Annotated in this window: 26 protein-coding genes; 15 read left to right on the top strand and 11 right to left on the bottom strand. The window is 60.3% G+C overall.

Features of this window, described 5'->3' with window-relative positions; all coding sequences use genetic code 11:
• The first annotated feature begins 4 nt into the window (after positions 1-4).
• The 3 genes from AB4O01_RS20420 (at position 5) to AB4O01_RS20430 (ending at position 1,803) form a co-directional block, all read left to right on the top strand.
• The gene (locus AB4O01_RS20420; RefSeq protein ID WP_186620326.1) at positions 5-562 is read left to right on the top strand and encodes a DNA-3-methyladenine glycosylase I; all 558 of its coding nucleotides are present in this window, start codon (positions 5-7) and stop codon (positions 560-562) included.
• 40 nt (positions 563-602) lie between these two features.
• On the top strand, positions 603-1,490 hold the full coding sequence (locus AB4O01_RS20425; protein WP_093429542.1) for a lysophospholipid acyltransferase: 888 nt from the start codon (positions 603-605) through the stop codon (positions 1,488-1,490).
• Between the two features lie 73 nt (positions 1,491-1,563).
• Positions 1,564-1,803: a PilZ domain-containing protein gene (locus tag AB4O01_RS20430; RefSeq protein ID WP_093429541.1), complete on the top strand. Its 240-nt coding sequence runs from the start codon at positions 1,564-1,566 to the stop codon at positions 1,801-1,803.
• A 1-nt stretch (position 1,804) separates the two neighbouring features.
• Here the strand turns inward: AB4O01_RS20430 and AB4O01_RS20435 are convergent, their stop codons facing one another.
• The 5 genes from AB4O01_RS20435 to def all read right to left on the bottom strand — a co-directional run bounded on the left by AB4O01_RS20435 (position 1,805) and on the right by def (position 6,494).
• Positions 1,805-2,119 carry a tetratricopeptide repeat protein gene (locus tag AB4O01_RS20435; RefSeq protein ID WP_257356664.1) on the bottom strand — a complete coding sequence of 105 codons (315 nt, stop codon included), beginning with the start codon at positions 2,117-2,119 and terminating at the stop codon, positions 1,805-1,807.
• A 146-nt stretch (positions 2,120-2,265) separates the two neighbouring features.
• Positions 2,266-3,642, bottom strand: a complete 1,377-nt coding sequence (gene trkA, locus AB4O01_RS20440) for a Trk system potassium transporter TrkA (protein ID WP_093429539.1) — start codon at positions 3,640-3,642, stop codon at positions 2,266-2,268.
• A 22-nt stretch (positions 3,643-3,664) separates the two neighbouring features.
• Positions 3,665-4,975 carry a 16S rRNA (cytosine(967)-C(5))-methyltransferase RsmB gene (gene rsmB / locus AB4O01_RS20445; RefSeq protein ID WP_099757603.1) on the bottom strand — a complete coding sequence of 437 codons (1,311 nt, stop codon included), beginning with the start codon at positions 4,973-4,975 and terminating at the stop codon, positions 3,665-3,667.
• Positions 4,972-5,931 carry a methionyl-tRNA formyltransferase gene (fmt, locus tag AB4O01_RS20450; protein WP_460089364.1) on the bottom strand — a complete coding sequence of 320 codons (960 nt, stop codon included), beginning with the start codon at positions 5,929-5,931 and terminating at the stop codon, positions 4,972-4,974. The genes rsmB and fmt overlap by 4 nt, the downstream gene beginning before the upstream one ends.
• Before the next feature lie 56 nt (positions 5,932-5,987).
• On the bottom strand, positions 5,988-6,494 hold the full coding sequence (gene def / locus AB4O01_RS20455; protein WP_016984087.1) for a peptide deformylase: 507 nt from the start codon (positions 6,492-6,494) through the stop codon (positions 5,988-5,990).
• 160 nt (positions 6,495-6,654) lie between these two features.
• Between def and AB4O01_RS20460 the strand changes: the two genes are divergently transcribed.
• The 4 genes from AB4O01_RS20460 (at position 6,655) to AB4O01_RS20475 (ending at position 10,389) form a co-directional block, all read left to right on the top strand.
• A complete protein-coding gene (locus tag AB4O01_RS20460; RefSeq protein WP_077575172.1) occupies positions 6,655-7,680 on the top strand; it encodes a LysM peptidoglycan-binding domain-containing protein in 1,026 nt (341 codons plus the stop codon).
• An 80-nt stretch (positions 7,681-7,760) separates the two neighbouring features.
• Entirely contained in the window at positions 7,761-8,861 is a 1,101-nt protein-coding gene (gene dprA / locus AB4O01_RS20465; RefSeq protein ID WP_093429536.1) for a DNA-processing protein DprA, read from the top strand.
• A 55-nt stretch (positions 8,862-8,916) separates the two neighbouring features.
• The gene (locus AB4O01_RS20470) at positions 8,917-9,474 is read left to right on the top strand and encodes an L-threonylcarbamoyladenylate synthase type 1 TsaC (protein WP_093429535.1); all 558 of its coding nucleotides are present in this window, start codon (positions 8,917-8,919) and stop codon (positions 9,472-9,474) included.
• A gap of 240 nt (positions 9,475-9,714) precedes the next feature.
• Positions 9,715-10,389, top strand: a complete 675-nt coding sequence (locus AB4O01_RS20475) for a hypothetical protein (RefSeq protein WP_093429534.1) — start codon at positions 9,715-9,717, stop codon at positions 10,387-10,389.
• Between the two features lie 64 nt (positions 10,390-10,453).
• Here the strand turns inward: AB4O01_RS20475 and AB4O01_RS20480 are convergent, their stop codons facing one another.
• On the bottom strand, positions 10,454-11,431 hold the full coding sequence (locus AB4O01_RS20480; RefSeq protein ID WP_093429533.1) for an NADPH:quinone reductase: 978 nt from the start codon (positions 11,429-11,431) through the stop codon (positions 10,454-10,456).
• A gap of 150 nt (positions 11,432-11,581) precedes the next feature.
• Here AB4O01_RS20480 and hemF point away from each other — a divergent pair, with 150 nt between their 5' ends.
• Complete coding sequence (gene hemF / locus AB4O01_RS20485; RefSeq protein WP_099757608.1) at positions 11,582-12,496, top strand: oxygen-dependent coproporphyrinogen oxidase; 915 nt, start codon at positions 11,582-11,584, stop codon at positions 12,494-12,496.
• Positions 12,497-12,505: 9 nt separating this feature from the next.
• Complete coding sequence (gene aroE, locus AB4O01_RS20490) at positions 12,506-13,327, top strand: shikimate dehydrogenase (RefSeq protein ID WP_414927194.1); 822 nt, start codon at positions 12,506-12,508, stop codon at positions 13,325-13,327.
• 90 nt (positions 13,328-13,417) lie between these two features.
• Here aroE and AB4O01_RS20495 read toward each other — a convergent pair whose 3' ends face one another.
• The 3 genes from AB4O01_RS20495 to betC all read right to left on the bottom strand — a co-directional run bounded on the left by AB4O01_RS20495 (position 13,418) and on the right by betC (position 17,691).
• Positions 13,418-14,986: a SulP family inorganic anion transporter gene (locus tag AB4O01_RS20495; RefSeq protein ID WP_099757610.1), complete on the bottom strand. Its 1,569-nt coding sequence runs from the start codon at positions 14,984-14,986 to the stop codon at positions 13,418-13,420.
• A gap of 253 nt (positions 14,987-15,239) precedes the next feature.
• Positions 15,240-16,160 carry a choline ABC transporter substrate-binding protein gene (gene choX / locus AB4O01_RS20500; RefSeq protein WP_093429529.1) on the bottom strand — a complete coding sequence of 307 codons (921 nt, stop codon included), beginning with the start codon at positions 16,158-16,160 and terminating at the stop codon, positions 15,240-15,242.
• 16 nt (positions 16,161-16,176) lie between these two features.
• Entirely contained in the window at positions 16,177-17,691 is a 1,515-nt protein-coding gene (gene betC, locus AB4O01_RS20505; RefSeq protein ID WP_460089368.1) for a choline-sulfatase, read from the bottom strand.
• A 114-nt stretch (positions 17,692-17,805) separates the two neighbouring features.
• Here betC and AB4O01_RS20510 point away from each other — a divergent pair, with 114 nt between their 5' ends.
• Positions 17,806-18,756 (top strand): choline sulfate utilization transcriptional regulator, encoded by a 951-nt coding sequence (locus AB4O01_RS20510; protein ID WP_093429527.1) that lies wholly within the window; start codon positions 17,806-17,808, stop codon positions 18,754-18,756.
• A 7-nt stretch (positions 18,757-18,763) separates the two neighbouring features.
• Here the strand turns inward: AB4O01_RS20510 and AB4O01_RS20515 are convergent, their stop codons facing one another.
• Positions 18,764-19,429, bottom strand: coding sequence for an NAD(P)-dependent oxidoreductase (locus tag AB4O01_RS20515; RefSeq protein WP_257356671.1), 666 nt, complete (start codon positions 19,427-19,429; stop codon positions 18,764-18,766).
• An 83-nt stretch (positions 19,430-19,512) separates the two neighbouring features.
• Here AB4O01_RS20515 and AB4O01_RS20520 point away from each other — a divergent pair, with 83 nt between their 5' ends.
• On the top strand, positions 19,513-19,839 hold the full coding sequence (locus AB4O01_RS20520; RefSeq protein WP_093429525.1) for a DOPA 4,5-dioxygenase family protein: 327 nt from the start codon (positions 19,513-19,515) through the stop codon (positions 19,837-19,839).
• On the opposite strand, the gene AB4O01_RS20525 is transcribed toward AB4O01_RS20520, so the two are convergent.
• Complete coding sequence (locus tag AB4O01_RS20525) at positions 19,840-20,241, bottom strand: GFA family protein (RefSeq protein WP_093429524.1); 402 nt, start codon at positions 20,239-20,241, stop codon at positions 19,840-19,842.
• A 321-nt stretch (positions 20,242-20,562) separates the two neighbouring features.
• Here AB4O01_RS20525 and AB4O01_RS20530 point away from each other — a divergent pair, with 321 nt between their 5' ends.
• The 4 genes from AB4O01_RS20530 to AB4O01_RS20545 all read left to right on the top strand — a co-directional run bounded on the left by AB4O01_RS20530 (position 20,563) and on the right by AB4O01_RS20545 (position 26,271).
• Positions 20,563-21,870, top strand: coding sequence for a CitMHS family transporter (locus AB4O01_RS20530; protein ID WP_007911819.1), 1,308 nt, complete (start codon positions 20,563-20,565; stop codon positions 21,868-21,870).
• Positions 21,871-21,955: 85 nt separating this feature from the next.
• Entirely contained in the window at positions 21,956-22,723 is a 768-nt protein-coding gene (locus AB4O01_RS20535) for a TerC family protein (RefSeq protein WP_093429523.1), read from the top strand.
• A 328-nt stretch (positions 22,724-23,051) separates the two neighbouring features.
• A complete protein-coding gene (locus AB4O01_RS20540) occupies positions 23,052-24,710 on the top strand; it encodes a Na/Pi cotransporter family protein (RefSeq protein ID WP_460089372.1) in 1,659 nt (552 codons plus the stop codon).
• A gap of 169 nt (positions 24,711-24,879) precedes the next feature.
• Positions 24,880-26,271 carry a M16 family metallopeptidase gene (locus AB4O01_RS20545; protein ID WP_093429520.1) on the top strand — a complete coding sequence of 464 codons (1,392 nt, stop codon included), beginning with the start codon at positions 24,880-24,882 and terminating at the stop codon, positions 26,269-26,271.
• Positions 26,272-26,405: the final 134 nt, after the last annotated feature.

Raw genomic sequence — 26,405 nt, forward strand, 5'->3', positions numbered from 1 at the left:
CCTTATGCCACGCTGCTTTTGGTGTACCGAAGATCCGCTGTACATGGCTTATCACGATCAGGAGTGGGGCACGCCGCTACGCGATGCGCAGGGTTTGTTCGAGTTGCTTTTGCTCGAAGGGTTCCAGGCCGGGCTGTCCTGGATCACCGTGTTGCGCAAGCGCGAGCGTTATCGCGAGGTGTTGTTCGGCTTCGACGTACAGCGCGTGGCGCAGATGAGCGACGCTGAAATCGACGAATTGATGCTCGATCCTGGGATCATCCGAAACCGCCTGAAACTCAACGCCGCCCGGCGTAATGCCCAGGCCTGGCTGGCGCTGGAGGACCCGGTGGCGTTCCTCTGGTCGTTCGTCGGTGACCAACCGATCATCAATCATTTCAAGGATCGCAGCGAAGTCCCGGCGATCACCCCCGAAGCGCTGGCGATGAGCAAAGCCTTGAAAAAGGCCGGATTCACGTTCGTCGGCCCGACCATTTGCTACGCACTGATGCAGGCCTCGGGCATGGTCATGGACCACACTCAGGACTGCGACCGCTACGCGCAGCTCGTCAACGCCGGTTAGAATGGCCGCCTCGCGCACCGCACAAGATCAGGAGTGACCTGTGGAAAAGTTTAAAGGCGCCTTGCTGGTAGGCGCTCTGCGGCTGTTTGCCCTGCTGCCATGGCGGGCCGTGCAGGCCGTAGGTTCGGCGATTGGCTGGATCATGTGGAAAACCCCCAACCGTTCCCGCGAAGTGGTGCGGATCAACCTTGCGAAATGTTTTCCACAGATGGATGCCGCCGAACGTGAACGTCTGGTCGGCCAAAGCCTGAAAGACATCGGCAAGTCGCTGACCGAAAGCGCCTGCGCGTGGATCTGGCCGGCGCAGCGCTCGATCGATCTGGTGCGCGAAGTCGAAGGTCTCGACATCCTCAAGAATGCCTTGGCCTCGGGCAAAGGCGTGGTCGGCATCACCAGCCATTTAGGCAATTGGGAAGTGCTCAATCACTTCTATTGCAGCCAGTGCAAACCGATCATTTTCTACCGTCCGCCGAAGCTCAAAGCTGTGGACGAATTGCTGCGCAAACAGCGCGTGCAATTGGGCAACAAAGTCGCTGCTTCCACCAAGGAAGGCATCCTCAGTGTGATCAAGGAAGTGCGCAAAGGTGGTGCAGTGGGCATTCCTGCTGACCCGGAACCGGCCGAATCCGCCGGGATCTTCGTGCCGTTCTTCGCCACTCAAGCGCTGACCAGCAAATTCGTGCCGAACATGCTCGCCGGTGGCAAAGCCGTCGGTGTGTTCCTGCATGCGCTGCGCCTGCCCGACGGTTCCGGCTACAAAGTGATCCTCGAAGCTGCGCCAGAAGCCATGTACAGCACCGATACCGCCGAATCCTGCGCCGCGATGAGTAAAGTCGTCGAGCGTTACGTCGCCGCGTACCCGAGCCAGTACATGTGGAGCATGAAGCGCTTCAAGAAGCGTCCGCCGGGCGAAGAGCGCTGGTACTGAGCTGATTGGCATGATCTGTGGATAACCTCACTGGCGAGGTTATCCACAACCGTTCATCAAAGGGCGCAACAAGATGTCCGAACAACGCAAATCCTTCCGCATCAAGATTACCCACGACAGCTTTGGCGAATGCCTCGGGCAGACGCGCAACCTCTCGCCTACCGGGGTGTTTGTGCAGCATCCGGTTTTGGCTACTTTGCCCAAAGGCGCAGTGGTTTACGGCGAGGTGCAGGGTTTACCCACAGGCGCGCCGCGGGTGCGGATGGAAGTGGTGACGGTAGATGCCGACGGGATCGGTCTTCGCTACCTTTGACTTATAGCGCCTGACGATCAAGCTTCTTCAGAAACACCATCATTTCCTTCTCGGCCTGCTTGTCGCCATGGGCGCGGGCCGCTTCCAGACCTTGTTCCCACGCCTGACGTGCGGCGGCGTGATCGCCCAGCGCCAGATGCGCCTTGCCTAACAGTTTCCATGCCGCCGAATACTTTGGATCAAAACCAACACATCGCTGGAAGTGCTCGGCGGCCTTGGCGTTTTCACCCAGATCCAGATAACCCTTGCCCAGGCCGAAGCGCAGCAGGGAGTTATCCACACCCTTGGCGAGCATTTTTTCCAGGGATTCGAGCATCGGTGGATTCCTTTCTTGGGACTGTCAGGCGTTGATGGGGCTTAGTGAGACCGCCTTCGCGAGCAGGCTCGCTCCCACAGGGGAAACGCATTCCAGATGTGGGAGCGAGCCTGCTCGCGAAGGCGCCAGTGCCGTCAGCGCAAACCTCAAAAGAAGCTCAACCCCACATGAAACAGCTTCTCCACATCGCGAATATGCTTTTTATCCACAAGGAACAGGATCACATGGTCGCCCGCTTCGATTACCGTGTCGTCGTGGGCGATGATCACTTGCTCGTTGCGAATGACCGCGCCAATGGTGGTGCCGGGCGGCAGGCCAATCTTCTCGATGGGCTTGCCGATGACCTTGCTCGACTTCGCATCACCGTGGGCAATCGCCTCGATGGCTTCTGCCGCACCGCGGCGCAGTGAGTGCACGCTGACGATATCGCCACGACGCACGTGCGCCAGCAAGGTGCCGATGGTTGCCAGTTGCGGGCTGATGGCGATGTCGATATCGCCGCCCTGAATCAGATCGACGTAGGCCGGGTTGTTGATGATCGTCATGACCTTCTTCGCCCCCAGCCGTTTGGCCAGCAGCGACGACATGATGTTGGCTTCGTCATCGTTGGTGAGGGCGAGGAAGATATCGGCGTCGGCAATGTTCTCCTCCATCAGTAAATCACGATCTGATGCACTGCCCTGCAGCACCACGGTGCTGTCGAGGGTGTCGGAGAGATAACGGCAACGCGCCGGATTCATCTCGATGATCTTCACCTGATAACGGCTTTCGATGGCCTCGGCCAGACGTTCACCGATCTGCCCGCCACCGGCAATGACGATGCGTTTGTAGGTTTCGTCGAGGCGGCGCATTTCGCTCATCACCGCGCGAATATTCTCACGGGCGGCGATGAAAAAGACTTCGTCATCCGCCTCGATCACCGTATCGCCCTGGGGCAGGATCGGCCGGTCACGGCGGAAAATTGCGGCGACGCGAGTCTCGACATTCGGCATGTGCTCACGCAACTGCCGCAGTTGCTGACCCACCAGCGGCCCGCCGTAATAGGCGCGCACCGCTACCAGTTGCGCTGCACCCTCGGCGAAGTCGATCACCTGCAACGCGCCCGGATGCTGGATCAGGCGCTTGATGTAGTTGGTCACCACCTGCTCGGGGCTGATCAGCACGTCGACCGGAATCGCTTCGTTCTGGAACAGTTGCTCCTCGCGATTGAGGTAGGACGCTTCGCGCACCCGGGCGATTTTGGTCGGGGTGTGGAACAGCGTGTGGGCGACCTGGCAGGCGACCATGTTGGTTTCGTCGCTGTTGGTCACCGCCACCAGCATGTCCGCGTCGTCGGCGCCGGCCTGACGCAGCACCGACGGCAGCGAGCCCCGGCCCTGCACGGTGCGGATGTCGAGGCGGTCGCCGAGGTCGCGCAGGCGCTCACCGTCGGTGTCGACTACCGTAATATCGTTGGCCTCGCTGGCCAGATGTTCTGCCAGCGAACCGCCGACCTGTCCTGCACCGAGGATGATGATTTTCATCCAGTCACTCCGTTAAATCCGTTTAGCTGCGTGCGGCAGCAATCTTGATCAGCTTGGCGTAGTAGAACCCGTCATGCCCACCTTGCTGGGCCAGCAGTTGGCGACCATGGGGCTGTTTGATTCCGGCCGACGTGGCCAGATCCAGTTCACGGGCGCCTGGGGTACGCTCAAGGAACGCAGCGATGACTTCGGTATTCTCGGTCGGCAGCGTCGAGCAGGTGGCGTACAGCAGGATGCCGCCGACTTCGAGGGTTTTCCACATCGCGTCGAGCAGTTCGCCTTGCAGTTGCGCGAGGGCGACGATGTCGTCCGGCTGACGGGTCAGCTTGATGTCCGGATGGCGGCGGATCACGCCGGTCGCCGAGCACGGCGCGTCTAGCAGAATGCGCTGGAACGGTTTGCCGTCCCACCACTTTTCGGTATCGCGACCGTCGGCGGCGATCAGTTCGGCGTTCAGACCAAGGCGTTCAAGGTTCTCCTTGACCCGCACCAGACGCTTGGCTTCCAGATCCACCGCCACTACTCCGGCCAGCGCCGGTTCGGCTTCGAGGATGTGGCAAGTCTTGCCGCCCGGCGCGCAGCAGGCGTCGAGCACGCGTTGCCCCGGCGCCAGATCGAGCAGATCGGCGGCCAGTTGCGCCGCTTCGTCCTGCACGCTGATCCAGCCTTCGGCGAAACCTGGCAGGCTGCGCACGTCGGCAGCGGCTTCGAGAATGATGCCGTCGCAACTGTACACACATGGCGTCGCGGCAATCCCGGCCTCCGTCAGCAAGCCGAGATAGGCGTCGCGGCTGTGGTGACGGCGGTTGACCCGCAGGATCATCGGCGGATGCGCATTGTTCGCCTCGCAAATCGCTTCCCACTGCTCCGGCCAGAAGGCCTTCAGGGATTTTTGCAGCCAGCGCGGGTGAGCGGTACGCACCACTGGGTCACGTTCCAGCTCGGCGAAAATCGTTTCGCTTTCGCGCTGGGCGTTACGCAGCACCGCGTTGAGCAGGCCTTTGGCCCACGGCTTCTTCAGCTTGTCGGCGCAACCGACGGTTTCGCCGATGGCGGCATGGGCCGGCACGCGGGTGTAGAGCAATTGGTAGAGACCGACCAGCAGCAGCGCTTCGACATCGGCGTCGGCAGCCTTGAACGGTTTCTGCAGCAGCTTCTCGGCGAGTGCCGACAGGCGTGGCTGCCAGCGCGCAGTGCCGAAGGCCAGATCCTGAGTGAAGCCGCGATCACGATCCTCGACCTTGTCCAGTTGCGTCGGCAGGGAGCTGTTCAACGAGGCTTTGCCGCTGAGCACGGCGGCGAGTGCCTTGGCGGCGGCCAGACGCGGGTTCATTGCGCGTCCACCGCTGCGCCGAGCACGGTGCCGACAGAGAATTTCTCTCGACGGCTGTTGAACAGGTCGCTGAAGTTCAGCGCCTTGCCACCCGGCAATTGCAGGCGGGTCAGGCACAGCGCCTGCTCGCCGCAAGCGACGACCAAACCGTCCTTGCTGGCGCTGAGGATTTCACCCGGCGCGCCTTTACCTTCGGCGAGTGTCGCCGCCAGTACTTTCAGCGCTTCACCGTTGAGGGTGCTGTGGGTGATCGGCCATGGGTTGAAGGCGCGCACCAGGCGTTCCAGCTCAACGGCCGGACGGCTCCAGTCGATGCGTGCTTCGTCTTTGTTCAGCTTGTGCGCGTAAGTGGCGAGCTCATCGTTCTGCACTTCGCCTTCCAGCGTGCCTGCAGCCAGACCGGCAATCGCCTGGACCACGGCGGGCGGGCCCATTTCGGCGAGGCGGTCGTGCAGCGTGCCGCCGGTGTCTTCGCCGGTGATCGGCGTGACGACCTTGAGCAGCATCGGTCCGGTGTCGAGGCCCGCTTCCATGCGCATCACGGTCACGCCGCTTTCCGCGTCACCGTGTTCGACGGCGCGCTGAATCGGCGCCGCACCGCGCCAGCGTGGCAGCAAGGAGGCGTGGCTGTTGATGCAGCCCAGACGCGGGATATCCAGCACCACTTGCGGCAGGATCAGGCCGTAGGCGACCACTACCAGCAAGTCCGGCTTCAGTGCGGCCAGTTCTGCCTGAGCGTCAGCGTTGCGCAAGGTCGGTGGCTGCAACACCTGGATATGGTTTTCCAGGGCGAGCTGTTTGACCGGGCTTGGCATCAGTTTTTGCCCGCGACCGGCCGGACGATCCGGTTGGGTGTAGACCGCAACGATCTCGTAAGGGCTGTTCAGCAGGGCCTTGAGGTGTTCGGCGGCGAATTCCGGGGTGCCGGCAAAAACGATGCGCAGTGGCTCAGTCATGAAGGGCGTCTCATAAAAGAAAAAGGCTTGCCGCAGCAAGCCTTTGAAGAGGGGCATCAAGCGTTCTGGCGGTGCTGCTTTTCCAGTTTCTTCTTGATCCGGTCGCGTTTGAGCGTGGACAGGTAATCGACGAACAATTTGCCGTTGAGGTGGTCGCATTCGTGCTGGATGCAGACCGCGAGCAGGCCTTCGGCGATCAGCTCATAGGGCTTGCCGTCGCGGTCCAGCGCCTTGATCTTGACCTTTTGCGGGCGGTCGACGTTTTCGTAGAAACCCGGTACCGACAGGCAACCTTCCTGGTATTGGTCCATTTCGTCGGTCAGCGATTCGAACTCGGGGTTGATGAACACCCGCGGTTCGGTGCGGTCTTCGGAAAGGTCCATCACGACGATACGTTTGTGCACGTTGACCTGGGTCGCGGCAAGGCCGATGCCCGGCGCTTCATACATTGTTTCAAACATGTCATCGACCAACTGACGCACTTCGTCGTCCACTACAGCCACAGGCTTGGCGATAGTGCGCAGACGCGGGTCCGGGAATTCGAGGATGTTTAAAATGGCCATAGGCTTTGATTGCTGCACACGTTGAGTAAAGTCGGGCGATGGCCTGGCAGGTCCGAAGATGCAGGCTACCGTTGTGAAGCGTAGCTTGTGCATTTTGCACAAGCGAGCCACGGGGGCTCTGACGGTTCACGCGAATGCACATGATAAAGGGATTCACTGCATGAGGAAAACACTACTCGCCCTGCTGCTGTTGGCTTCGGCCGGCGTGGCGCAAGGGCAAGTGCAACTCAGGGATGGTTTTCCACAGCAATACACGGTGGTTTCGGGGGATACGCTCTGGGACATTTCCGGCAAATACCTGCGCGAGCCCTGGCAGTGGCCACAACTGTGGCGGGCCAATCCGCAAATCGAAAACCCCAACCTGATCTATCCCGGCGACACGCTGACGCTCAGTTATGTCGATGGCCAGCCACGTCTGACCCTTAATCGCGGCGAGTCGCGCGGCACCATCAAGCTCTCGCCACGCATTCGCACCAGCCCGGTGGCCGAGGCTATTCCGAGCATTCCGCTGAAATCCATCAACAGCTTTTTGCTGAGCAACCGCATCGTCGACAAGGTCGAGGACTTCGACAAGGCGCCGTACATCGTTGCCGGCGATGCCGAACGCGTGCTCAGCGGTACCGGTGACCGGATCTTCGCGCGCGGCCATTTCGACCCGGATCAACCGGTCTACGGCATCTTCCGTCAGGGCAAGGTCTACACCGATCCACAGACCAAGGAGTTCCTGGGAATCAACGCCGACGACATCGGCGGCGGCGAAATCGTCGCCACTGAAGGCGACGTCGCCACCCTCGCCCTGCAACGCACCACCCAGGAAGTGCGCCTTGGCGACCGTTTGTTCAGCGGCGAAGAGCGCTCGATCAACTCGACCTTCATGCCCAGCGCGCCAACGACCAGCATCAACGGCGTGATCATCGATGTGCCGCGCGGTGTCACCCAGATCGGCGTGATGGACGTGGTCACCCTGAACAAGGGCAAGCGCGACGGTCTGGCCGAAGGCAACGTGCTGGTGGTAATGAAAACCGGTGAAACCGTGCGCGACCGCATCACTGGCCAGCCGCTGAAAATTCCCGATGAACGCGCCGGGTTGCTGATGGTGTTCCGCACCTACGACAAACTCAGCTACGGCCTCGTCCTCAACGCATCGCGCTCGCTCGCGGTGCTCGACAAGGTGCGCAATCCGTAAGCGTGCTTCACAAGTTACCAACAGAGTTATCCACAGCTTGTTCCGAATGGTTCGGGGCTTATAACGATCAAGGATGATCCATCATGTTGCCTGTCTGTACGCCGGTTTCCCCGGCGGAACTGGAAGCGCGTCTGCGCCTGCACCGCTTGCCGGATGTTGGCCCGAAGCGTTTTGCCAAGTTGCTCGAAGCCTTCGGCTCGGCCTCCAAAGCCATCAGCGCGCCGGCCAGCGCCTGGCGTTCTCTCGGTTTGCCGGCGGCGTGCGCCGAAGCGCGGCGCTGCCCCGAAGTTCGCGACGGCGCCAGCCATGCAATGCGCTGGCTAGAGCGTCCGGATCAGCATTTGCTGATGTGGGACCAACCCGATTACCCCGCATTGCTGGCGCAGATTCCCGACCCGCCGCCAATGTTGTTCGTGGCCGGTGATCCGCAGATTCTGGAAAAACCGCAACTGGCGATGGTGGGCAGTCGCCGGGCATCGCGTCCGGGCATGGACACCGCAGCGGCATTTTCCCGCAGTCTCGCCGGGGCCGGTTTTGTCATCACCAGCGGCCTGGCGCTAGGCATCGATGCCGCTGCGCATCAGGCCGCGCTGGATGTTGGCGGGTTGACGGTCGGTGTCCTCGGCACGGGGCTGGAAAATTTTTATCCACAGCGCAACCGCCGCCTGGCTGACGCGATGATTGCGTGCGGCAGCGCAGTGCTTTCCGAGTTTCCGCTGGATGCCGGGCCAACGGCGAGCAACTTCCCGCGACGTAACCGCATCATCAGCGGTTTGTCCCTCGGCGTGCTGGTGGTCGAGGCCAGCGTCGCCAGCGGTTCGCTGATCACCGCACGGCTGGCGGCGGAACAGGGACGCGAGGTTTACGCGATTCCCGGTTCGATCCATCACCCCGGCGCTCGCGGTTGCCATCAGCTGATCCGCGATGGCGCGGTGCTGGTGGAAACCATTGAGCACATCCTCGAAGCCTTGCGTGGTTGGCAGCATCTGCCGCTATCCACTGACACGGCGAAAGCCGATCACCCGTTGCTCATCCTGCTCCATGCTGCCCCGCACACCAGCGAAGGCTTGGCTGACAGCAGCGGCTGGACGTTGCCCAAAGTGCTGGCGGCACTCACCGAACTGGAAATGGATGGCCGTGCAGTGTGCGAAAACGGTCGCTGGTTGGCCAGGACACGCTAGGTTTTACAAGGAAGATCGGTAAACTGCGCGAAACCTGTTTGCGGAGAGTTTTTTCATGGTTAACAGTTGGCGTGTGCAACAAGCCGCACGAGAGATTCGCGCCGGGGCGGTGATTGCCTATCCAACCGAAGCCGTCTGGGGGCTGGGTTGCGACCCATGGAACGAAGAGGCCGTGGATCGGTTGCTGGCGATCAAGAATCGTTCGGTGGTCAAAGGCCTGATTCTGGTTGCCGACAACATTCGCCAGTTCGACTTTCTGTTCGAAGACTTCCCGCAAGAATGGATCGACCGCATGGCCAGCACCTGGCCGGGGCCGAACACCTGGCTGGTGCCGCATCAGGGCTTGCTCCCGGAATGGGTGACCGGCATGCACGACACCGTCGCACTGCGGGTCAGTGATCATCCGCAAGTACGCGATCTGTGCTCGATGGTCGGGCCCTTGATTTCGACCTCAGCCAACCCGCAGGGACGCCCGGCGGCGCGCACGCGATTGCGTGTCGAGCAGTATTTCCGTGGGCAGATCGATCTGATACTGGGCGGGCAACTGGGTGGGCGCAAGAACCCCAGCGTGATTCGTGATCTGGCGACCGGCAAAGTCATTCGTCCCGACTGATTGAGCCTCGAACATTTGTAACGTGGGTACTCCTCGCCTTGATGGCGAGGAGTACTACACGTGCCTGCGAATTATCCTGCAATGATGCTGATTGCTGCGTCGGAAAAATCATCAACTATCTGAATCAACTGAATTTTCCCACCTGATTATCAGACCGCGTTTCGTGGCGGTATCGCCAAAAGCAACCATCCTTTCCCTGCACTCGAAACACTTCGATAAGTTAAGGTCTGCGGAGAAAGAATGGACACTACGGATTTGCAACTCACGGATTACCTGCAGGCGCTCCAGGTGACGTTAAACAGTCATCAGGAGGGTTGCCGTATCGTGATGCTTGAAGCGGGGTCGGATACCCAGGTGTTCGATCGGTTTATCGATCGGCAATTTCGGCTTCGGCTGCAGCATTACATGCTGACGTCCAGGGCGCGGATGCTCGAAACCCGACTGGCGACACGGTCGCGCAGTACCCACTTTCTGCTGTATCGGCACGAGCAACTGCTGGCGGTATTGAGGGCCACTCCGGCGCCGTTCGAGTGGGCATCACTGGCGCAGCAACATGTTTCGCCCACGGTGGCGTTGTCACGCCATGTCGAACTCAGTCGCTTGATCTCGTACGCGCCCAGCCAACAGCCCATTGCCGTCGACAGTCTGCTGGCGGCCGCTGCCGAGTGGGCCATAAAACAGGGCTATCTAGGTGTCACCGCGTTGTGCAGGGCATCGCAGCTGCGCCTGTACCAGCGTTTCGGTCTGATGCCGGTCGCCTCCAATCCCTTGCATATCGAACAGCGCGCACGCGGGGATTACTGGGTGTTGTCAGCCGAGTGGCGGCAAATCCTCGCCGCGTTGCAACAGCCTGATTCCGCGACTGTCGGTCATTGGGCGCCAAGACCGTTGGCGGCTCATCCACCGCAGTACTGAACACGCTCGAAGCGTCCTGTCAGTCATGGTTCTGAAACCCTGACTGGCAGGACGCCGGGAGGTATCAAGGCAGCAGGATGGTGGAACCGGTAGTGCGCCGCGCCGACAGCTCGGTTTGCGCCTTCGCCGCATCAGCCAGTGGATAACGCTGGCTGACGTCCACCTTCAACTTGCCGCTGATGATCATCTCGAACAGCTCATCGGCCATTCGCTGCAGGTTTTCGGCGTTGTTGGCATAAGTCGCCAGCGTCGGCCGGGTCACGTACAGCGAACCCTTGGCGGAGAGAATACCCAGATTCACGCCGTCCACCGCGCCGGAAGCATTACCGAAGCTCACGACCAGGCCACGCGGCGACACGCTGTCGAGGGACGTCAGCCAGGTGTCCTTGCCAACACCGTCATAGACCACCGGGACTTTCTTGCCATCGGTCAATTCCAGCACGCGCTGGGCAACGTTTTCGTGGCTGTAATCGATCGTCGCCCAGGCGCCATTGGCCTTGGCCAGTTCGGCTTTCTCTTTGGAGCTGACGGTGCCAATCAGCTTCACGCCTAACGCTTTGGCCCATTGGCAGGCCAGTGAACCGACACCGCCGGCCGCCGCGTGGAACAGAATGGTTTCGCCAACCTTGAGTTCATAGGTTTGGCGCAGCAGGTATTGCACGGTCAGGCCTTTGAGCATTACACCGGCAGCCGTTTCGAAACTGATTTCGTCGGGCAGATGCACCAGATTGTCCTGGGGCAGCACATGCAATTCGCTGTAGGCCCCCAACGGGCCGCTGCCATAGGCCACGCGATCACCGACCTTGAACCGGGTGACGTCGCTGCCCACGGCATCGACGATCCCCGCACCTTCAGCACCCAGGCCGGACGGCAAGGCGGGCGGTGCGTACAGACCGCTGCGGTAATAGGTGTCGATGAAGTTCAGGCCGATCGCCTTGTTCGCCACGCGGACTTGATTGGGGCCGGGCGCGGCAGGTTGGTAATCAACATATTCGAGCACTTCGGGGCCGCCGTGGGCGCGGAACTGGATACGCTTTGCCATCTGCCTGCTCTCCTTGGGTCTTTTGTGAGCCCCCTATCCAACTCCCATGCTTGATCTTCGTCAACTGCGGCGGGCTATTGTGCGGTGGTATGCTACGCGCCCATTTGCGTCGCCCGTCTGCCGGGGCGCCGCCCGATTCAAGGTGAAGCCATGACGACCCGCACCGACGCCGTAAAGGCCTATCTGCTCGACCTGCAAGACCGCATCTGCGCGGCTCTCGAAACCGAAGACGGCGGCACGCGCTTCGTCGAAGACGCCTGGACCCGGCCCGCCGGCGGTGGCGGTCGTACTCGCGTGATCGAGAACGGCACGGTAATCGAAAAGGGCGGTGTCAACTTTTCCCACGTCTTCGGCAGTGGTCTGCCACCGTCGGCCAGCGCCCATCGCCCGGAATTGGCTGGCCGCGGTTTCGAAGCCCTTGGCGTGTCGCTGGTGATCCACCCGCACAACCCGCATGTGCCGACGTCCCACGCCAACGTGCGCTTTTTCATCGCCGAGAAGGAGGGTGAAGAGCCGGTCTGGTGGTTCGGCGGCGGCTTTGACCTGACCCCGTATTACGGCAATGAAGAAGATTGCGTTCACTGGCACCGCGTTGCCGAGCAGGCTTGCGCACCGTTTGGCCCGGACGTCTACCCGCGCTACAAGGCCTGGTGTGACACCTACTTCCACATCAAGCATCGCCACGAACCGCGCGGCATTGGCGGTTTGTTCTTCGATGACCTGAACGAGTGGGACTTCGATACCAGCTTCGCTTTTATGCGGGCCATCGGCGACGCCTACATCGATGCTTATCTGCCGATCGTGCAGCGCCGCAAAAACGATGCGTTTACCGCTCAGCAGCGTGAATTCCAGGAATTCCGCCGTGGCCGTTACGTCGAGTTCAACCTGGTGTATGACCGTGGCACCTTGTTCGGTCTGCAATCGGGCGGGCGTACCGAGTCGATCCTGATGTCGTTGCCGCCGCAAGTGCGCTGGGGCTATGACTGGAAAGCCGAGCCTGGCAGCGAAGAAGCACGCCTGACCGAGTACTTCCTGCAAGACCGCGACTGGCTGGCCGAGGCCTGAGGACATCTGATGGATCGTTACGTCGTTTTCGGCAACCCGATCGGCCACAGCAAATCGCCGATGATTCACAAGCTGTTCGCCGAGCAGACCGGCCAGCACCTCGACTACAGCACCTTGCTGGCGCCGCTTGAAGATTTCGCCAACTGCGCCACGGCGTTTTTCCAGGAAGGTCGCGGCGCCAACGTCACCGTGCCGTTCAAGGAAGACGCCTATCGTCTGGCCAATAGCCTGACCGCTCGCGCACAACGGGCCGGTGCGGTGAACACCTTGAGCAAACTGGCCGACGGCTCACTGCTCGGTGATAACACTGACGGCGCCGGACTGGTGCGCGATCTGACGGTGAACGCCGGGTTCAGCCTGACCGGCAAACGCATTCTGCTGCTCGGTGCCGGTGGTGCGGTGCGCGGTGCGCTGGAACCGTTGCTGGCGGAACAACCGGCCTCGGTGATCATCGCCAATCGTACGGTGGACAAGGCTGAGTTGCTGGCGGAGTTGTTCTGCGACCTCGGGCCGGTCTCGGCCAGTGGTTTCGACTGGTTGCGCGAGCCGGTGGACGTGATCATCAATGCCACATCGGCCAGCCTCACTGGTGACGTGCCGCCGATTGCACCGAGCCTGATCGAGCCAGGCAAGACCCTGTGCTACGACATGATGTACGGCAAAGAGCCGACGGCGTTTTGCCGCTGGGCCCGTGAACATGGCGCGGCGGTGGCGATGGATGGCTTGGGGATGTTGGCGGAGCAGGCGGCTGAGGCGTTTTTCCTGTGGCGTGGTGTGCGCCCTGATACCGCACCGGTACTCGCCGAGTTGCGTCGACAATTAACCCTCTAAAAGCTTCGCGAGCAAGCTCGCTCCCACAGTGGAATGCGATCAAATGTGGGAGCGAGCTTGCTCGCGAATGGCCTCATCACCGATTCTGGATCAGTCTTCAAACCGGATCGGACATTTCTCCGGCCCTTCCAGCTTCCGCAACTCCTCCACCACCTGCGGCCGCGCCCGGCGCAAGGTCAGGCTGCGATCCTGGCTAAGCAAGCGTCGCGCCTCCTGATGCAGCATTTCCACCCCCGAATAGTCGATGAAGTTGATCTGCTGCGCCTCGATCACCACCCGCGCGCCATGCATACGTTGCAGGCGTACTTGCAGGTAATGGCTGGCGCCGAAAAAGATCGATCCGCCGACACGCAACACATCGTCTTCGCCGTCGCGCCAGTGCTGCACGCGCGGTTGCGAAGTGCGCTTGAGGTAGAAGAACAGCGAGGCCAGCACACCGGCATAAATCGCCGTCTGCAATTCCAGTAGCAAAGTCGCGAGGCAGGTCAGCGCCATGACCACAAACTCGGCGCGGCTGACACGCAGCAATGCGCGAATGCCTCGGTGGTCGACCAGCCCCCAGGCAATCAACAGAATGCTCCCGGCCATCGCCGGGATCGGAATGTGCGCGATCAGCCCCGCACCAAAAATTGCGAACAACGCCACCCAGATTGCCGAAAACACTCCGGCCAGCGGCGAGCAAGCGCCTGCCTCGTAACTGAGGCCAGAGCGGGTGAACGACCCGGCCGACAGCGACCCGGAAAAGAACGCCCCGAGAATATTCGACAAGCCCTGTGCACGGACTTCCTGATTGGCATCAAGCAATTGCTGCGACCGCGCCGAAATCGAGCGCGCAATCGACAGACTGGTAACCAGGCCGAGCATGCCCACCGCCACAGCACTTGGCAGCAATCGCAGGATCAAATCCAGATCCAGCGGCAATCCACTGAACGGCGGCAAACGCCCGACAAACGCGCTGACCAGATGCACATGGCCGAACACGCCCGGCCACAACCACACCAGCAAACTGGCCAGCACCAGTGTGATCAACAGCGTCGGCCAGCGCGGCAACAGGTGTTTGAGCAGCAGACCGACGACCACCGTGGCCAAACCCAACACCAGCGAAGGTTTATCCACAGCCCGCAGGTGTTGCAGCAAATCCATCAAACTGGCCAGCGCCGTGGCTTTTGCCGGCAACTCCAGGCCCAGCAGGTTTGGCAATTGCCCGATAGCAATCACCACCGCCGCGCCAAGGGTGAACCCCAGCACCACCGAATGCGAGACGAAATTCACCAGCGCGCCAAAGCGCAGCAAACCGAGCAGCCACTGGAATATCCCCGCAAGCAAGGTCAGCAGCAGGATCAGGGTGATGTAGTCCTGCGAGGCTGGAACCGCTAAAGGGCTGACACTGGCAAACAGCACAATCGAAATCGCTGCCGTCGGACCGCAGATCAAATGCCACGACGAACCCCACAGGCAGGCGATCAGCACCGGAATGATTGCGGCGTAGAGGCCGTACTCGGGTGGCAGACCGGCGATCAACGCGTAGGCAATCGACTGGGGGAGCGCAAGAATCGCCCCGCTGAGGCCGACGATCAGATCCCGTCCGACGCTGGCGCGGGTTTGTCGCGGCAACCAGGTGAGGAAGGGGAAGAGAGAGTGGCGGCTGGGGAAGGCCATGGGTCCTCGCGGTTGGGTTTTGTTCAAGGTTATCAGGGTGCCAGGGGAAAGGCCCCTCACCCTAACCCTCTCCCAAGGGAGAGGGGACTGACCGTGGTGTTTATTCAAGATTCACCGACCTGCGATTTCAGAGTTGAACGCAAGTTTTGAATCCAACAGATATCGGCTCCCTTTCCCCCTCGCCCCTCTGGGGAGAGGGCTGGGGTGAGGGGGCAAAAATCTCGAGCCGAGCACAATTCCAGCCACCCCACGATCAAAGCTTCGCTTTCACCGCCGCCAACGCATCCTTCCCGTCAGACGTCTTGACGCCATCCAGCCACTTATCCAACACCGCCGGATTTGCCTTGATCCAAGCCTTCGCCGCCTCGGCATTGCTGACCTTTTTGTTCACCACCTCAGCCATGATGCTGTTCTCCATCTCCTGCGTGAACGACAGATTGGTCAGCAATTTACCCACATTCGGACACGCCTCGGCGTAGCCCTTGCGCGTTAACGTAAACACGCTGCCGGTGTCGCCAAAGTACTTCTCGCCACCCTTGAGGTAATGCATCTTCAACTGCACGTTCATCGGGTGCGGCGTCCAGCCGAGGAAGGTGACGAATTTCTGTTTCTTCACCGCCCGCGACACTTCAGCCAGCATCGCCTGTTCGCTGGATTCGATCAGCTTCCACTGGCCCATGTCGAAGTCGTTCTTCTTGATGATTTCCTGCAGCGAGATATTCGCCGGCGCACCCGAACCGATGCCGTAGATCTTACGATCGAACTTGTCCGCGTATTTGTTCAGGTCGGCAAAGTTATGCACACCCGCGTCCCACACGTAGTCCGGCACGGCGAGGGTGAATTCGGTGCCGTCGAGGTTCTTCGCCAGTTGCGTGACGTCACCGGTGGCGACGAACTTGTCGTAGAAGCCCTGCTGCGCCGGCATCCAGTTGCCGAGAAACACGTCCACCTGGCCGTCCTTCAAACCACCGAAGGTGATCGGCACCGCGAGGGTGTCGACCTTGGCCTTGTAGCCCATGCCGTCCAGCAGAAACCCGGTGATGGCGTTGGTCGCGGCGATGTCGCTCCAGCCCGGATCGGCCATTTTCACGGTGTCGCAGCTTTGCTCAGCGAAGGCCGAGGCGCTGCTCAGCGCGAGCAGGCCGATCGTCACTACTGTGGATAACTTACGCATGGACTTCCCCTTAACATTATTGGTTTTGGCAGGGTTGTGGATAACGTGCTTTGCGTTCCAGATCGTCGAGGTCGATGTGGTTGCGCATGTATTGCTGACTGGCGTCCACCAGTGGCTGGTGATCCCAGCTCTTCAGCTTGCCGAGGGTCAACGCGTCGGCGACAAATCGGCGGCGGCGCTGGCTCGCGAGGACCTCCCGGTGAATCGACTGAATGTCCCATTTGGCCCGTGCTTCGGCGAGAAAATCGTCGAACAGCGGGCGATGTTGCGGCGATTGGCTGAGTTCTTCCAGTTCATGCGGATCGTTATCTACGTCGAAGAGTAGGCAAGGGTCGCTTTCACTGTAGATAAATTTGTAGGCGCCGCGACGGATCATCATCAGCGGGCTGATGGTGCCTTCGGCCATGTATTCGCCGAACACTTCGTCATGACCGCCCTGCCCTCGCAGGTGCGAAACCAGTGAGCGGCCATCCAGTGGCAGGCCCGGTTCCAGCGTGCCGCCGGCCAATTCGACGAAGGTTGGCAACAGGTCTGCGGTCGATACGGCAGCGCTGACACGCCCGGCATCGAACTGGCCTGGAGCACTTATCAACAGGGGGACGCGGGCCGCCATTTCGTACCAGTGCATTTTGTACCAAAGGCCCTTTTCGCCGAGCATGTCGCCGTGGTCACCGGAGAAGACAATAATTGTGTCTTCGATCAGCCCGGTTTCTTCGAGGGTTTCCAGAAGTTTGCCGACGTTGGCGTCGATATAGCTGCATGCACCGAAATATGCCCGGCGTGCATCGCGAATCTTATCCACAGGCAGTGGCTTATCCCACAGGTCATAAACCTTGAGCAGCCGCTGTGAGTGCGGATCGAGTTCGTGTTGATCCGGGGTTGTAGGCAACGGGATATCGGCATCGTCGTACAAATCCCAGAACGCCTTGGGAATGGTGTACGGGTCGTGTGGGTGAGTCATCGATACTGTCAGGCAGAACGGCTGATCGCCGTCCTCGCGGATGTGATCGAACAGATATTGCTGCGCCTTGAACACCACCTCTTCATCGAAATCCAGTTGATTGGTGCGCACACATGGCCCGGCCTGCAGCACCGAAGACATGTTGTGGTACCAGCTCGGCCGTACATCCGGCTCATCCCAGTTCACGGCCCAACCGTAATCGGCCGGGTAGATATCACTGGTCAGGCGTTCTTCATAACCGTGCAACTGGTCCGGACCGCAGAAGTGCATCTTGCCGGATAGCGCGGTGCGGTAGCCGAGGCGGCGCAAGTAATGGGCATAAGTCGGCACATCGGCAGGGAAATCGGCGGCGTTGTCGTAGGCGCCGATCTTGCTCGGCAACTGGCCGCTGACCAGGGTGAACCGCGATGGCGCGCACAACGGGCTGTTGCAGTAAGCGGCATCGAACACCACGCCTTGGGCGGCGAGGCGGGAAAGATTCGGCAGTTTGATCGGCGATGGGCCGTAGAACGGCAACATTGGCGCGGCCATCTGATCGGCCATGATGAAAAGAATATTCTTGCGCTTCATGTGATCGCGGCATTCCATAGTAAATATTTATGCGACATTGCTGCGATCGAGCATGGAGTCCATGCTTTATCCGGTAAAGCCCGCGCCGGACAATGACTAGGATAAGCACAGATTATGTATGAAGCCTTGGGTGATCTGTCCCTCGACCTGTTGCGCGCCTTTGAGGCGGCCGCTCGCCAGCGCAGCTTTACCGCAGCGGCGGTAGAGCTTGGCACCACGCAACCAGCGATCAGTCAGCAGATCAAACGGCTGGAAGAACAACTCGGTACGCGACTATTTGATCGCATTTACCGTGGGATCGAGCTGACCGAAGTCGGCGCGATACTGTTTGAGCAAGTTACTCTCGGTTTACAGAATATCGATGCAGGATTGAGCGCGATCAGCGCACAGCAACAACATGAAGTCCTGCAAGTTGCCACTGACTTTGCCTTCGCTGCTTATTGGCTGATGCCGCGCCTGCACCGCTTTCATGAAGCTAACCCGCAGGTCGACGTCAGCCTGGTGACCAGCGAACGCAACCACAACATGCTGCGCACCGATATCGACGTGGCGATCCTGTTCGGTGATGGTCGTTTCAAGCAGGGCGAAAGCCATTGGTTGTTCAGCGAAGAAGTATTCCCGGTGTGCAGCCCGCAATTGCTCAAGGATCGCGCCCTGCCCTTGCCTGCTCACGCACTGCTGGAGTTCCCGTTGCTGCACCTGCGTGGGGAAAACAGCAGCAACTGGTTTGACTGGAGTGGTCTGTTCCGTGAACTCGGTATCAATACGCCGCCGGCGCCGGGGCAATTGCGCTTCGACAATTACACGTTGTTGATTCAAGCGGCGATTGGCGGTCAAGGCGTAGCGATTGGCTGGCGGCACCTTGTGGATAACTTGCTGAGTCAGGGTTTGCTGTGCCGCCCCATCGCCGAAACGACCTTGTCGCGCCTCGGTTATTACGTGGTGCTGCCCCAGCGCAAACGTCGGGGCGCGTTGATTCAACAGTTTGTCGATTGGTTAATGGCGGAACAGGCGAGCAGCGCGCAATCCCTCAACGGTTTGACGTTGCCGTCGATCGCGGTTTGAAGATCTTTTACGAATCTGAAGCCGCAACGAAATTCACATGCTGCCCTATATGCAAATTCAGCCGTAGCTCATCGGCAATCCCCACCGCCACGCGGTTCAGCCGCTCCAATGGCTCGGCCAGACCCGGTTCGAGATTGCCGCCGACCTGGCTGAAATGCTCAATGGTCAGCCCGGCCACGCCGTGTGGCGCATTGACCAGTGTCCAGTGCAGCGGGCTGCTTTGCACGGCTTCGCGAATTTCTTCGGCAGCATGGCGTTGCAGGCGATCATCGACGTCCGGCTCATCGAGTACGGCAAAATCCCCCACCAGAAACAGCCGCGAAACGTTGGCGGCTTGCAGTCCATCGACCAATGCATCGACGGCCAGCACCTGCTCGACGGGGCCGAGTACGACAGAGCGCTCAACGTGATCGCTGCTGAATGGCAAACCTGGCGCATCCAATAAGCAGATGACCACCGAACTGCCGGCCACACTTTGATTGACCCTCTCGGAGTCGAACAGATCGCCGCTCTTGGTGCGTAGTCCGGGACGCGGCGCAAGTGCGGTCAGATCGTCGAGAATGGCGATGACTTCATGCTGACGACGCAGCAACTCAGCCATCAACGCGCTGCCCAGGCTACTCATGGCACCATAGAGCACCACTTTTACCGCCGGGGTTTCGGCATTTTTCATGGCTGATCCCTTTTCTTATCCCTTGTATGACGTGTGACATACGGGCAACGCCGAGGGTTCGAACCGATTTCCGAGGGCTTCAGATGCAAGCGATCAAGGGCTACCACGCCCACGTCTATTTCGACGCCAGCACCATTGAACAGGCACGGGCCTTGTGCGAGCAGGCCGCGCAGTTATTTGCAGTGAAAATGGGCCGCGTTCACGAACGTCCGGTCGGTCCGCATCCGGACTGGAGCTGCCAGTTGGCCTTCGGCCCCGAGTTGATCAGCGATGTGCTGCCGTGGCTGGTGTTGAACCGCAAAGGTCTGGTGGTGTTTCTGCACCCGGACACCGGCGATGACCTGCTCGACCACACCGAACACGCAATCTGGATGGGCGCGATGCGGTCGCTGGATCTGTCTGTTTTCTGATCAGATCGTTTCTTCGGCTTCGCCCGGCAGATGCTCGTCCAGGTGCAGCCAGGGCAATTGGCTGTCGGTCCAGATGTGTCGTTCGGCGGGCGCCAGCTCGGGTTGATCGAGGGTGGCGATGGTCACGTCGATACTCTGTGGGCTGAGCAACGTCACCAACGCCAGTTGCGCGCCGCACTGTGGGCAAAAGAACCGCGTACAACTGGCAGACGAGTCGTAACGCGACGGCGTACCGACCAGCCATTGGAAACTGGAGGCTGGCACCGTGATCCACGTCGTGACGATGCCGCCGCTGACCTTGCGGCAAATCGAACAATGGCAATGGGCTATGTCCTGCAACGCCCCGCTGAACTGATAACGAATGTGTCCGCAGTGGCAGCCTCCGCTGTGCGATTGGCTCATCTCGAAAGCTCCCCTTCCCGTGTTTATTGACTCTAGATCGCATCCGACGGCCGGTTGACCGTTCATTCAAAGCTTTCTGCAGCGAAAGGTAGCTGAAAGCTTGCCCGATTAGGATCGCCTCACTTCCGGCAACAGACCGGTTGGCCAATGCGTGTGATACCTCGCACTAAAGGCCCAATTAACAACAACAATGGTGATTCTGATGTCCTCTGTAGCCCGCCTTTACGCTGTCACTCCGCCCGTACGTCTCGTGCTTCCCGTTCTGCGCTGATCGGCCCGATCTGCTCATTTAACTAGCCGCGCTACGCCTGGAGTATTCCCATGCTGACTTTCCTTGGCTTCGCCATGGTCATCACGTTCATGTTCCTGATCATGACCAAGCGCCTGTCCGCGCTGATCGCTCTGATCATCATCCCGATCGTCTTCGCCCTGTTCGGCGGCTTTGCACCGAAGATCGGCCCGATGATGCTCGAAGGCATCACCAAGCTCGCGCCGACTGGCGTGATGCTGATGTTCGCCATTCTCTATTTCGCCCTGATGATCGACTCCGGCCTGTTCGACCCGGCCGTGCGCAAGATCCTCAAACTGGTCAAGGGCGACCCGCTGAAGGTTTCGGTCGGCACCGCCGTACTGGCGCTCGTCGTTTCCCTCGATGGTGACGGCGCGACCACTTACATGATCTGCGTGGCCGCCATGCTGCCGCTGTACAGCCGCATCGGCATGAGCCCGCGGATCATGGCCGGTCTGATCATTCTCGCCGGCGGCGTGATGAACATGACTCCATGGGGTGGCCCGACTGCCCGCGCCGCGAGTGCGCTGCACGTTGACCCGTCGGACATCTTCGTACCGATGATCCCGGCGATGGCCGCGGGTGTGGTCGCGATTCTGGTTATCGCTTATTTCTACGGCAAACGTGAACGTGCGCGTCTGGGTGAGCTGCATCTGGTTGGCGATGATATCGATCACAGCGAAATCAGCGTGTCGCAGTTCCCGGATGCCCGCCGTCCAAAACTGATCTGGTTCAACGGCGCCCTGACCTTCGGCCTGATGTGCACCCTGATCGCTGGCCTGCTGCCGCTGCCGGTTCTATTCATGGTCGCGTTCAGTATTGCCATGATCGTCAACTACCCTTGCCTGCAGATGCAGAAGGATCGCGTTGCGGCTCACGCCGGTAGCGTGCTGGCAGTGGTCGGGCTGATCTTTGCGGCGGGTATCTTCACCGGTATCCTGAGCGGCACCGGCATGGTCGATGCGATGTCGAAGAGCCTGTTGGCGGTGATTCCGGATTTCCTCGGCCCTTACCTGGCCGTGATCACGGCGCTGGTGAGCATGCCGTTCACCTTCTTCATGTCCAACGATGCGTTCTACTATGGCGTGTTGCCGGTGTTGGCCGAAGCCGCCAGCCACTACGGGATCACCGCAGTGGAAATGGCCCGTGCCTCGATCGTCGGTCAGCCCGTCCACTTGCTGAGCCCGTTGGTGCCATCGACCTATCTGTTGGTGGCCCTGGCCGGTATTGATTTTGGTGACCACCAGCGTTTCACCCTGAAATGGGCGATCCTGGTATGTATCTGCATTCTGATTGCTGCACTGCTGTTGGGGACTTTCCCGGTGTTCAGCACTCTATAAGCCCACGACTCACCGTTTCGGGTCCTGGCTTCGCGGTTTGAAGCCCGGGCCTTTTTCGGTTTAACACTCGCTCAAAGGAATACACATGGATTGGCTGACCAACCCCGAAATCTGGGTTGCCTTCTTTACCCTGACCGCCCTGGAAATCGTTCTGGGCATCGATAACATCATCATGATTTCGATCCTGGTCAGCCGCATGCCCAAACACATGCAACAGCGCACCCGGATCTTCGGTCTTGGCCTGGCCATGATCACCCGCATCCTGTTGCTGCTGTCGATCACCTGGGTCATGCGCCTCACCGCCGACCTGTTCGAAGTGTTCGGCCAAGGCATTTCCGGCCGTGACCTGATCCTGTTCTTCGGTGGTCTGTTCCTGCTGTGGAAGAGCTCGCAAGAGATGTACCACGCGCTGGAAGGCGAAGACGAAAGCGACGAAACCCCGGGCGGCAAGGGTGGCAACTTCCTCTACACCATCATCCAGATCGCGATCATCGACATCGTCTTCTCGCTGGATTCGGTGATCACGGCGGTGGGCATGGTGTCCCACGTGCCGGTGATGGTCGCGGCGATCGTCGTGGCGGTGCTGGTGATGATGCTGGCCTCGGGCAAGATCAGCGAGTTCATCGACAAACACCCGTCGCTGAAGATGCTGGCGCTGTCGTTCCTGCTGGTGGTCGGCACCGTGCTGATTGCCGAGTCGTTCGACGTGCATGTGCCGAAGGGCTACGTCTACTTCGCCATGGCGTTCTCGCTGGCCGTGGAAGCGATCAACATCAAGCTGCGCGGCGCAATGGCCAAGAAAAAACAGCAGCAAGACCCGGTGAAACTGCGCAAGGACATCCCGGGCCAGTAACCCGGTAATCCAGACGCAAGCAGTACCCCCTGTGGGAGCGAGCCTGCTCGCGAAGACGGAGTGTCAATCGACAAAAATGTTGGCTGATCCACCGCTTTCGCGAGCAGGCTCGCTCCCACATTTGTTTTGGATAACACAGGGGGAACGTGTCGGATTCAGGTGGGTGAATGAACCCGTTTTCATGACACTTTTGTTTCAATCGACACTTTAGCTGTGCAATGCTGGCGCCCAGACCGTTAGCCAACTACAGCTTAAGTATCAAAAACGTAGAAACCGCGCGGTACCGTCAACTTGCCTCTCTGAGGCACTGCTACTACAGGGGGTCTGCATGCTCACCCTGCTCAATCTGCTTTCCGCCGTCGCCCTGCTGATCTGGGGCACGCACATCGTTCGAACCGGCATCCTGCGGGTGTACGGCACCAATCTGCGCCATGTGATTGGCCAGAACATGTCCAAGCGCTGGCTGGCCTTTGTCGCCGGCATCGTCGTTACCGCGATGGTGCAGAGCAGCAATGCCACGGCCATGCTCGTGACCTCTTTCGTCGGCCAGGGCCTGATGGCGCTGACCCCGGCGCTGGCGACCATGCTCGGCGCCGACGTCGGTACCGCGCTGATGGCGCGGGTGCTGACGTTTGACTTGTCGTGGCTGTCGCCGCTGCTGATTTTCCTCGGGGTGATTTTCTTTCTGTCGCGCAAACAGACGCGGCTCGGGCAGATGGGCCGGGTCTGCATCGGTCTGGGGCTGATCATTCTCGCGCTGCAATTGATCGTCGAGGCCGCCGCACCGATCACCCACGCGCAAGGGGTCAAGGTGATCTTCGCCTCGCTGACCGGCGATATCCTTCTCGACGCCTTGGTCGGCGCGTTGTTCGCGATGATTTCCTACTCGAGCCTCGCCGCCGTGTTGCTCACCGCGACACTGGCCGGCGCCAGTGTGATCAGTCTGCCGGTGGCGATCGGCCTGGTGATCGGCGCCAATATTGGCAGCGGCATTCTTGCGTTCATGAGCACCAGCATGCAGAACGCGGCCGGGCGGCAAGTGGCGCTGGGCAGTCTGCTGTACAAACTGATCGGCTTGCTGCTGATCATTCCGGTACTCGATCCGTTGGTGCACTGGATCGACAGCCTCGATTTCAGCCCGCAGGAAATGGTCATCGGCTTCCACCTGCTCTACAACACCGCGCGCTGCCTGATTCTTCTACCAAGCGTCGGGCCGATGGCACGCCTGTGTGCTTGGCTGCTGCCGGAGCGGCCGGAGGTCAACGGCACCGCCAAACCGCGCCATCTCGACGCGACCGCGCTGGTCACACCGAGCCTGGCGTTGGCCAACGCCGCGCGGGAAACCCTGCGCATGGGCGATCTGCTCGACAACATGCTCGACGCGACCCTCGATGTGCTGCGCGGCAAGCAGACCGCCGTCACCCAGGAAATGCGCCGATTGACCGACGACGTCGAAGCGCTGTACAGCGCAATCAAACTGTACCTGGCGCAGATGCCCCGCGAAGACCTCGGCGAGCAGGACAGTCGGCGCTGGGCCGAAATCATCGAGCTGGCGATCAATCTGAAACTGGCCGCCGACCTGATCGAACGCATGCTGCGCAAGATCCAGCAGCAGAAAACCTCGCAGCGGCGCTCGTTTTCCGAAGAGGGTCTGGAGGACCTGGCCGGGCTGCAGCAGCAACTGATCGCCAATTTGCGTTTGGGCCTGTCGGTGTTTCTCAGCGGCGACCGCGAAAGTGCCCGGCAATTGCTCCGCGAGAAACGCCGCTTTCGCGCGCAGGAACGTCGTCTGGCCCACGCGCATGTCAGCCGTTTGCAACGCAAGATCGTGCAGAGTATTGAAACCAGCTCGCTGCACCTGGAGTTGATTGCCGACATGAAACGCTTGAATTCGCTGTTTTGCGGCAGTGCGTATGTGGTGCTGGAAACGGCGGATACCGGGGCGCTGGCGGCGGATGATATTGCCGACATTACGCATTCGCCTTGAACGACTGGGGCTGGGTTTAGTCAGTTACATTGATTCAGCCTTCAGGCCGCTATCGCGAGCAGGCTCACTCCTACAGGGGGGACGCATTCCAAATGCAGGAGTGAGCCTGCTCGCGATGGGGCCCTGACTGACGACACGGATCTCCAAATCAGCCGTACGGAAGCCTGTTATGCGTTGCCTGTTGTTCGCCTGTCTGTTGCTCGGTTCCCTGCCCGCCTTCGCCCTGGATCGTTTTCAGGTTGAAGGCTATGCGCTGCCCAACGGTTTGCAGCTAATGCTCAAGCCCGGCACCGAACGGGGGCACGTGGCGATCCGGCTGGTGGTCGGCGTCGGCCTTGATGATTTCGAGTGCGATGACAAGGAGCTGCCGCACCTGCTCGAACACCTGCTGTTCAGTGGCATCGACGCCACCGGCGAAGGTGGTCTGGAGGAGCGCATGCAAGCGCTGGGCGGTGACTGGAATGCCTTCACCAGCAACGCCGACACCACCTTCGTCATCGAAGCTCCGGCGAAAAACCAGCGCAAGGTACTCGACCTGCTGCTCGCTCTGCTCACGCAAACGCGTATCGACGACAACGCGATCAACGCCGCCAAACGTGTGGTCGAGCGCGAGGACGGCGGCCATTACACACGCCTGCAACGCTTTCTCGATCGTCAGGACCTCGGCCACACCGCGAGCAATCAGCTCGCTGTTGAACTGGGCCTCAAATGCCCGCAACGCGCCGAGGTCGGCCATCTGACTCAGGAGCAACTGGAGAAGGTGCGCAAGGCCTGGTACGCGCCGAACAACATGACGCTGATTGTCGTCGGCGAACTCGACAAACTGCTGCCGGCGTATCTGGAACGCACTTGGGGCGCGCTCGAAGCGGTCGAGCCAAGCGAACACCGCCCACTGCCGGATATCCGCACCAGCGCCGCCCACGAGCGCACGCTCACCCGTGGCTTTATCGGCGACAGCGCCAAATTGCACTGGCTGGTGCCGGAACCGGTGCTGGACGATCAGTACGACCAGACGTTCGATATCCTCAAGGATTATCTCGACTGGGCGCTGTACCGGCAGATTCGTCTCAACCACGGTTTATCCTATGGGCCGTGGGCCGAGCGTGAGGTGTTTGGCGGCGTCGGTTTCATGAGCCTGAATGCCGATCTGGATCGTGATGACGTCGACGAAGCCATTCAGGTGCTGGAGGACCTCAAGGCTGATCTGCTGAAAAACGGCCTAGACCCGGATACTTTCGCGCGGATCAAGCAGGCCTCGATCGCCCATCAGGCGTGGGCGGTGCAAGGCAACAGTGCGCTGGCGGATTATTACTGGAGCGCCCTCGGTGATTACCAGGACGGTCGTTTTGCCAACCCGGCGCGGGAGCTGCAAGGGGTGACGCTGGAAGCGGCGAACAAGGCCATGCGTGAGTTGCTGTTGCAACCGGGGTATCTGCGGATCGAGAAGCCGTTGATCAGTGATGATCAGGTTTTGTGGTTGAGTGCGGGTGGCTTGGGTCTGGTGTTGTTGATCCTGATCGGCTGGCGTTTGCATCACCGCCGAAAACCCGCCGAACACTGACCCTGTGGGAGCGAGCTTGCTCGCGAAAGCGGTGTGTCATTCAACAAATGTGGTGACTGACCCGCCGCCTTCGCGAGCAAGCTCGCTCCCACAGGGTGAGGTGTTGGATTTACTGACCGGCAGCCTCGCCACAG

Source organism: Pseudomonas sp. S2_E02, from assembly GCF_054668355.1.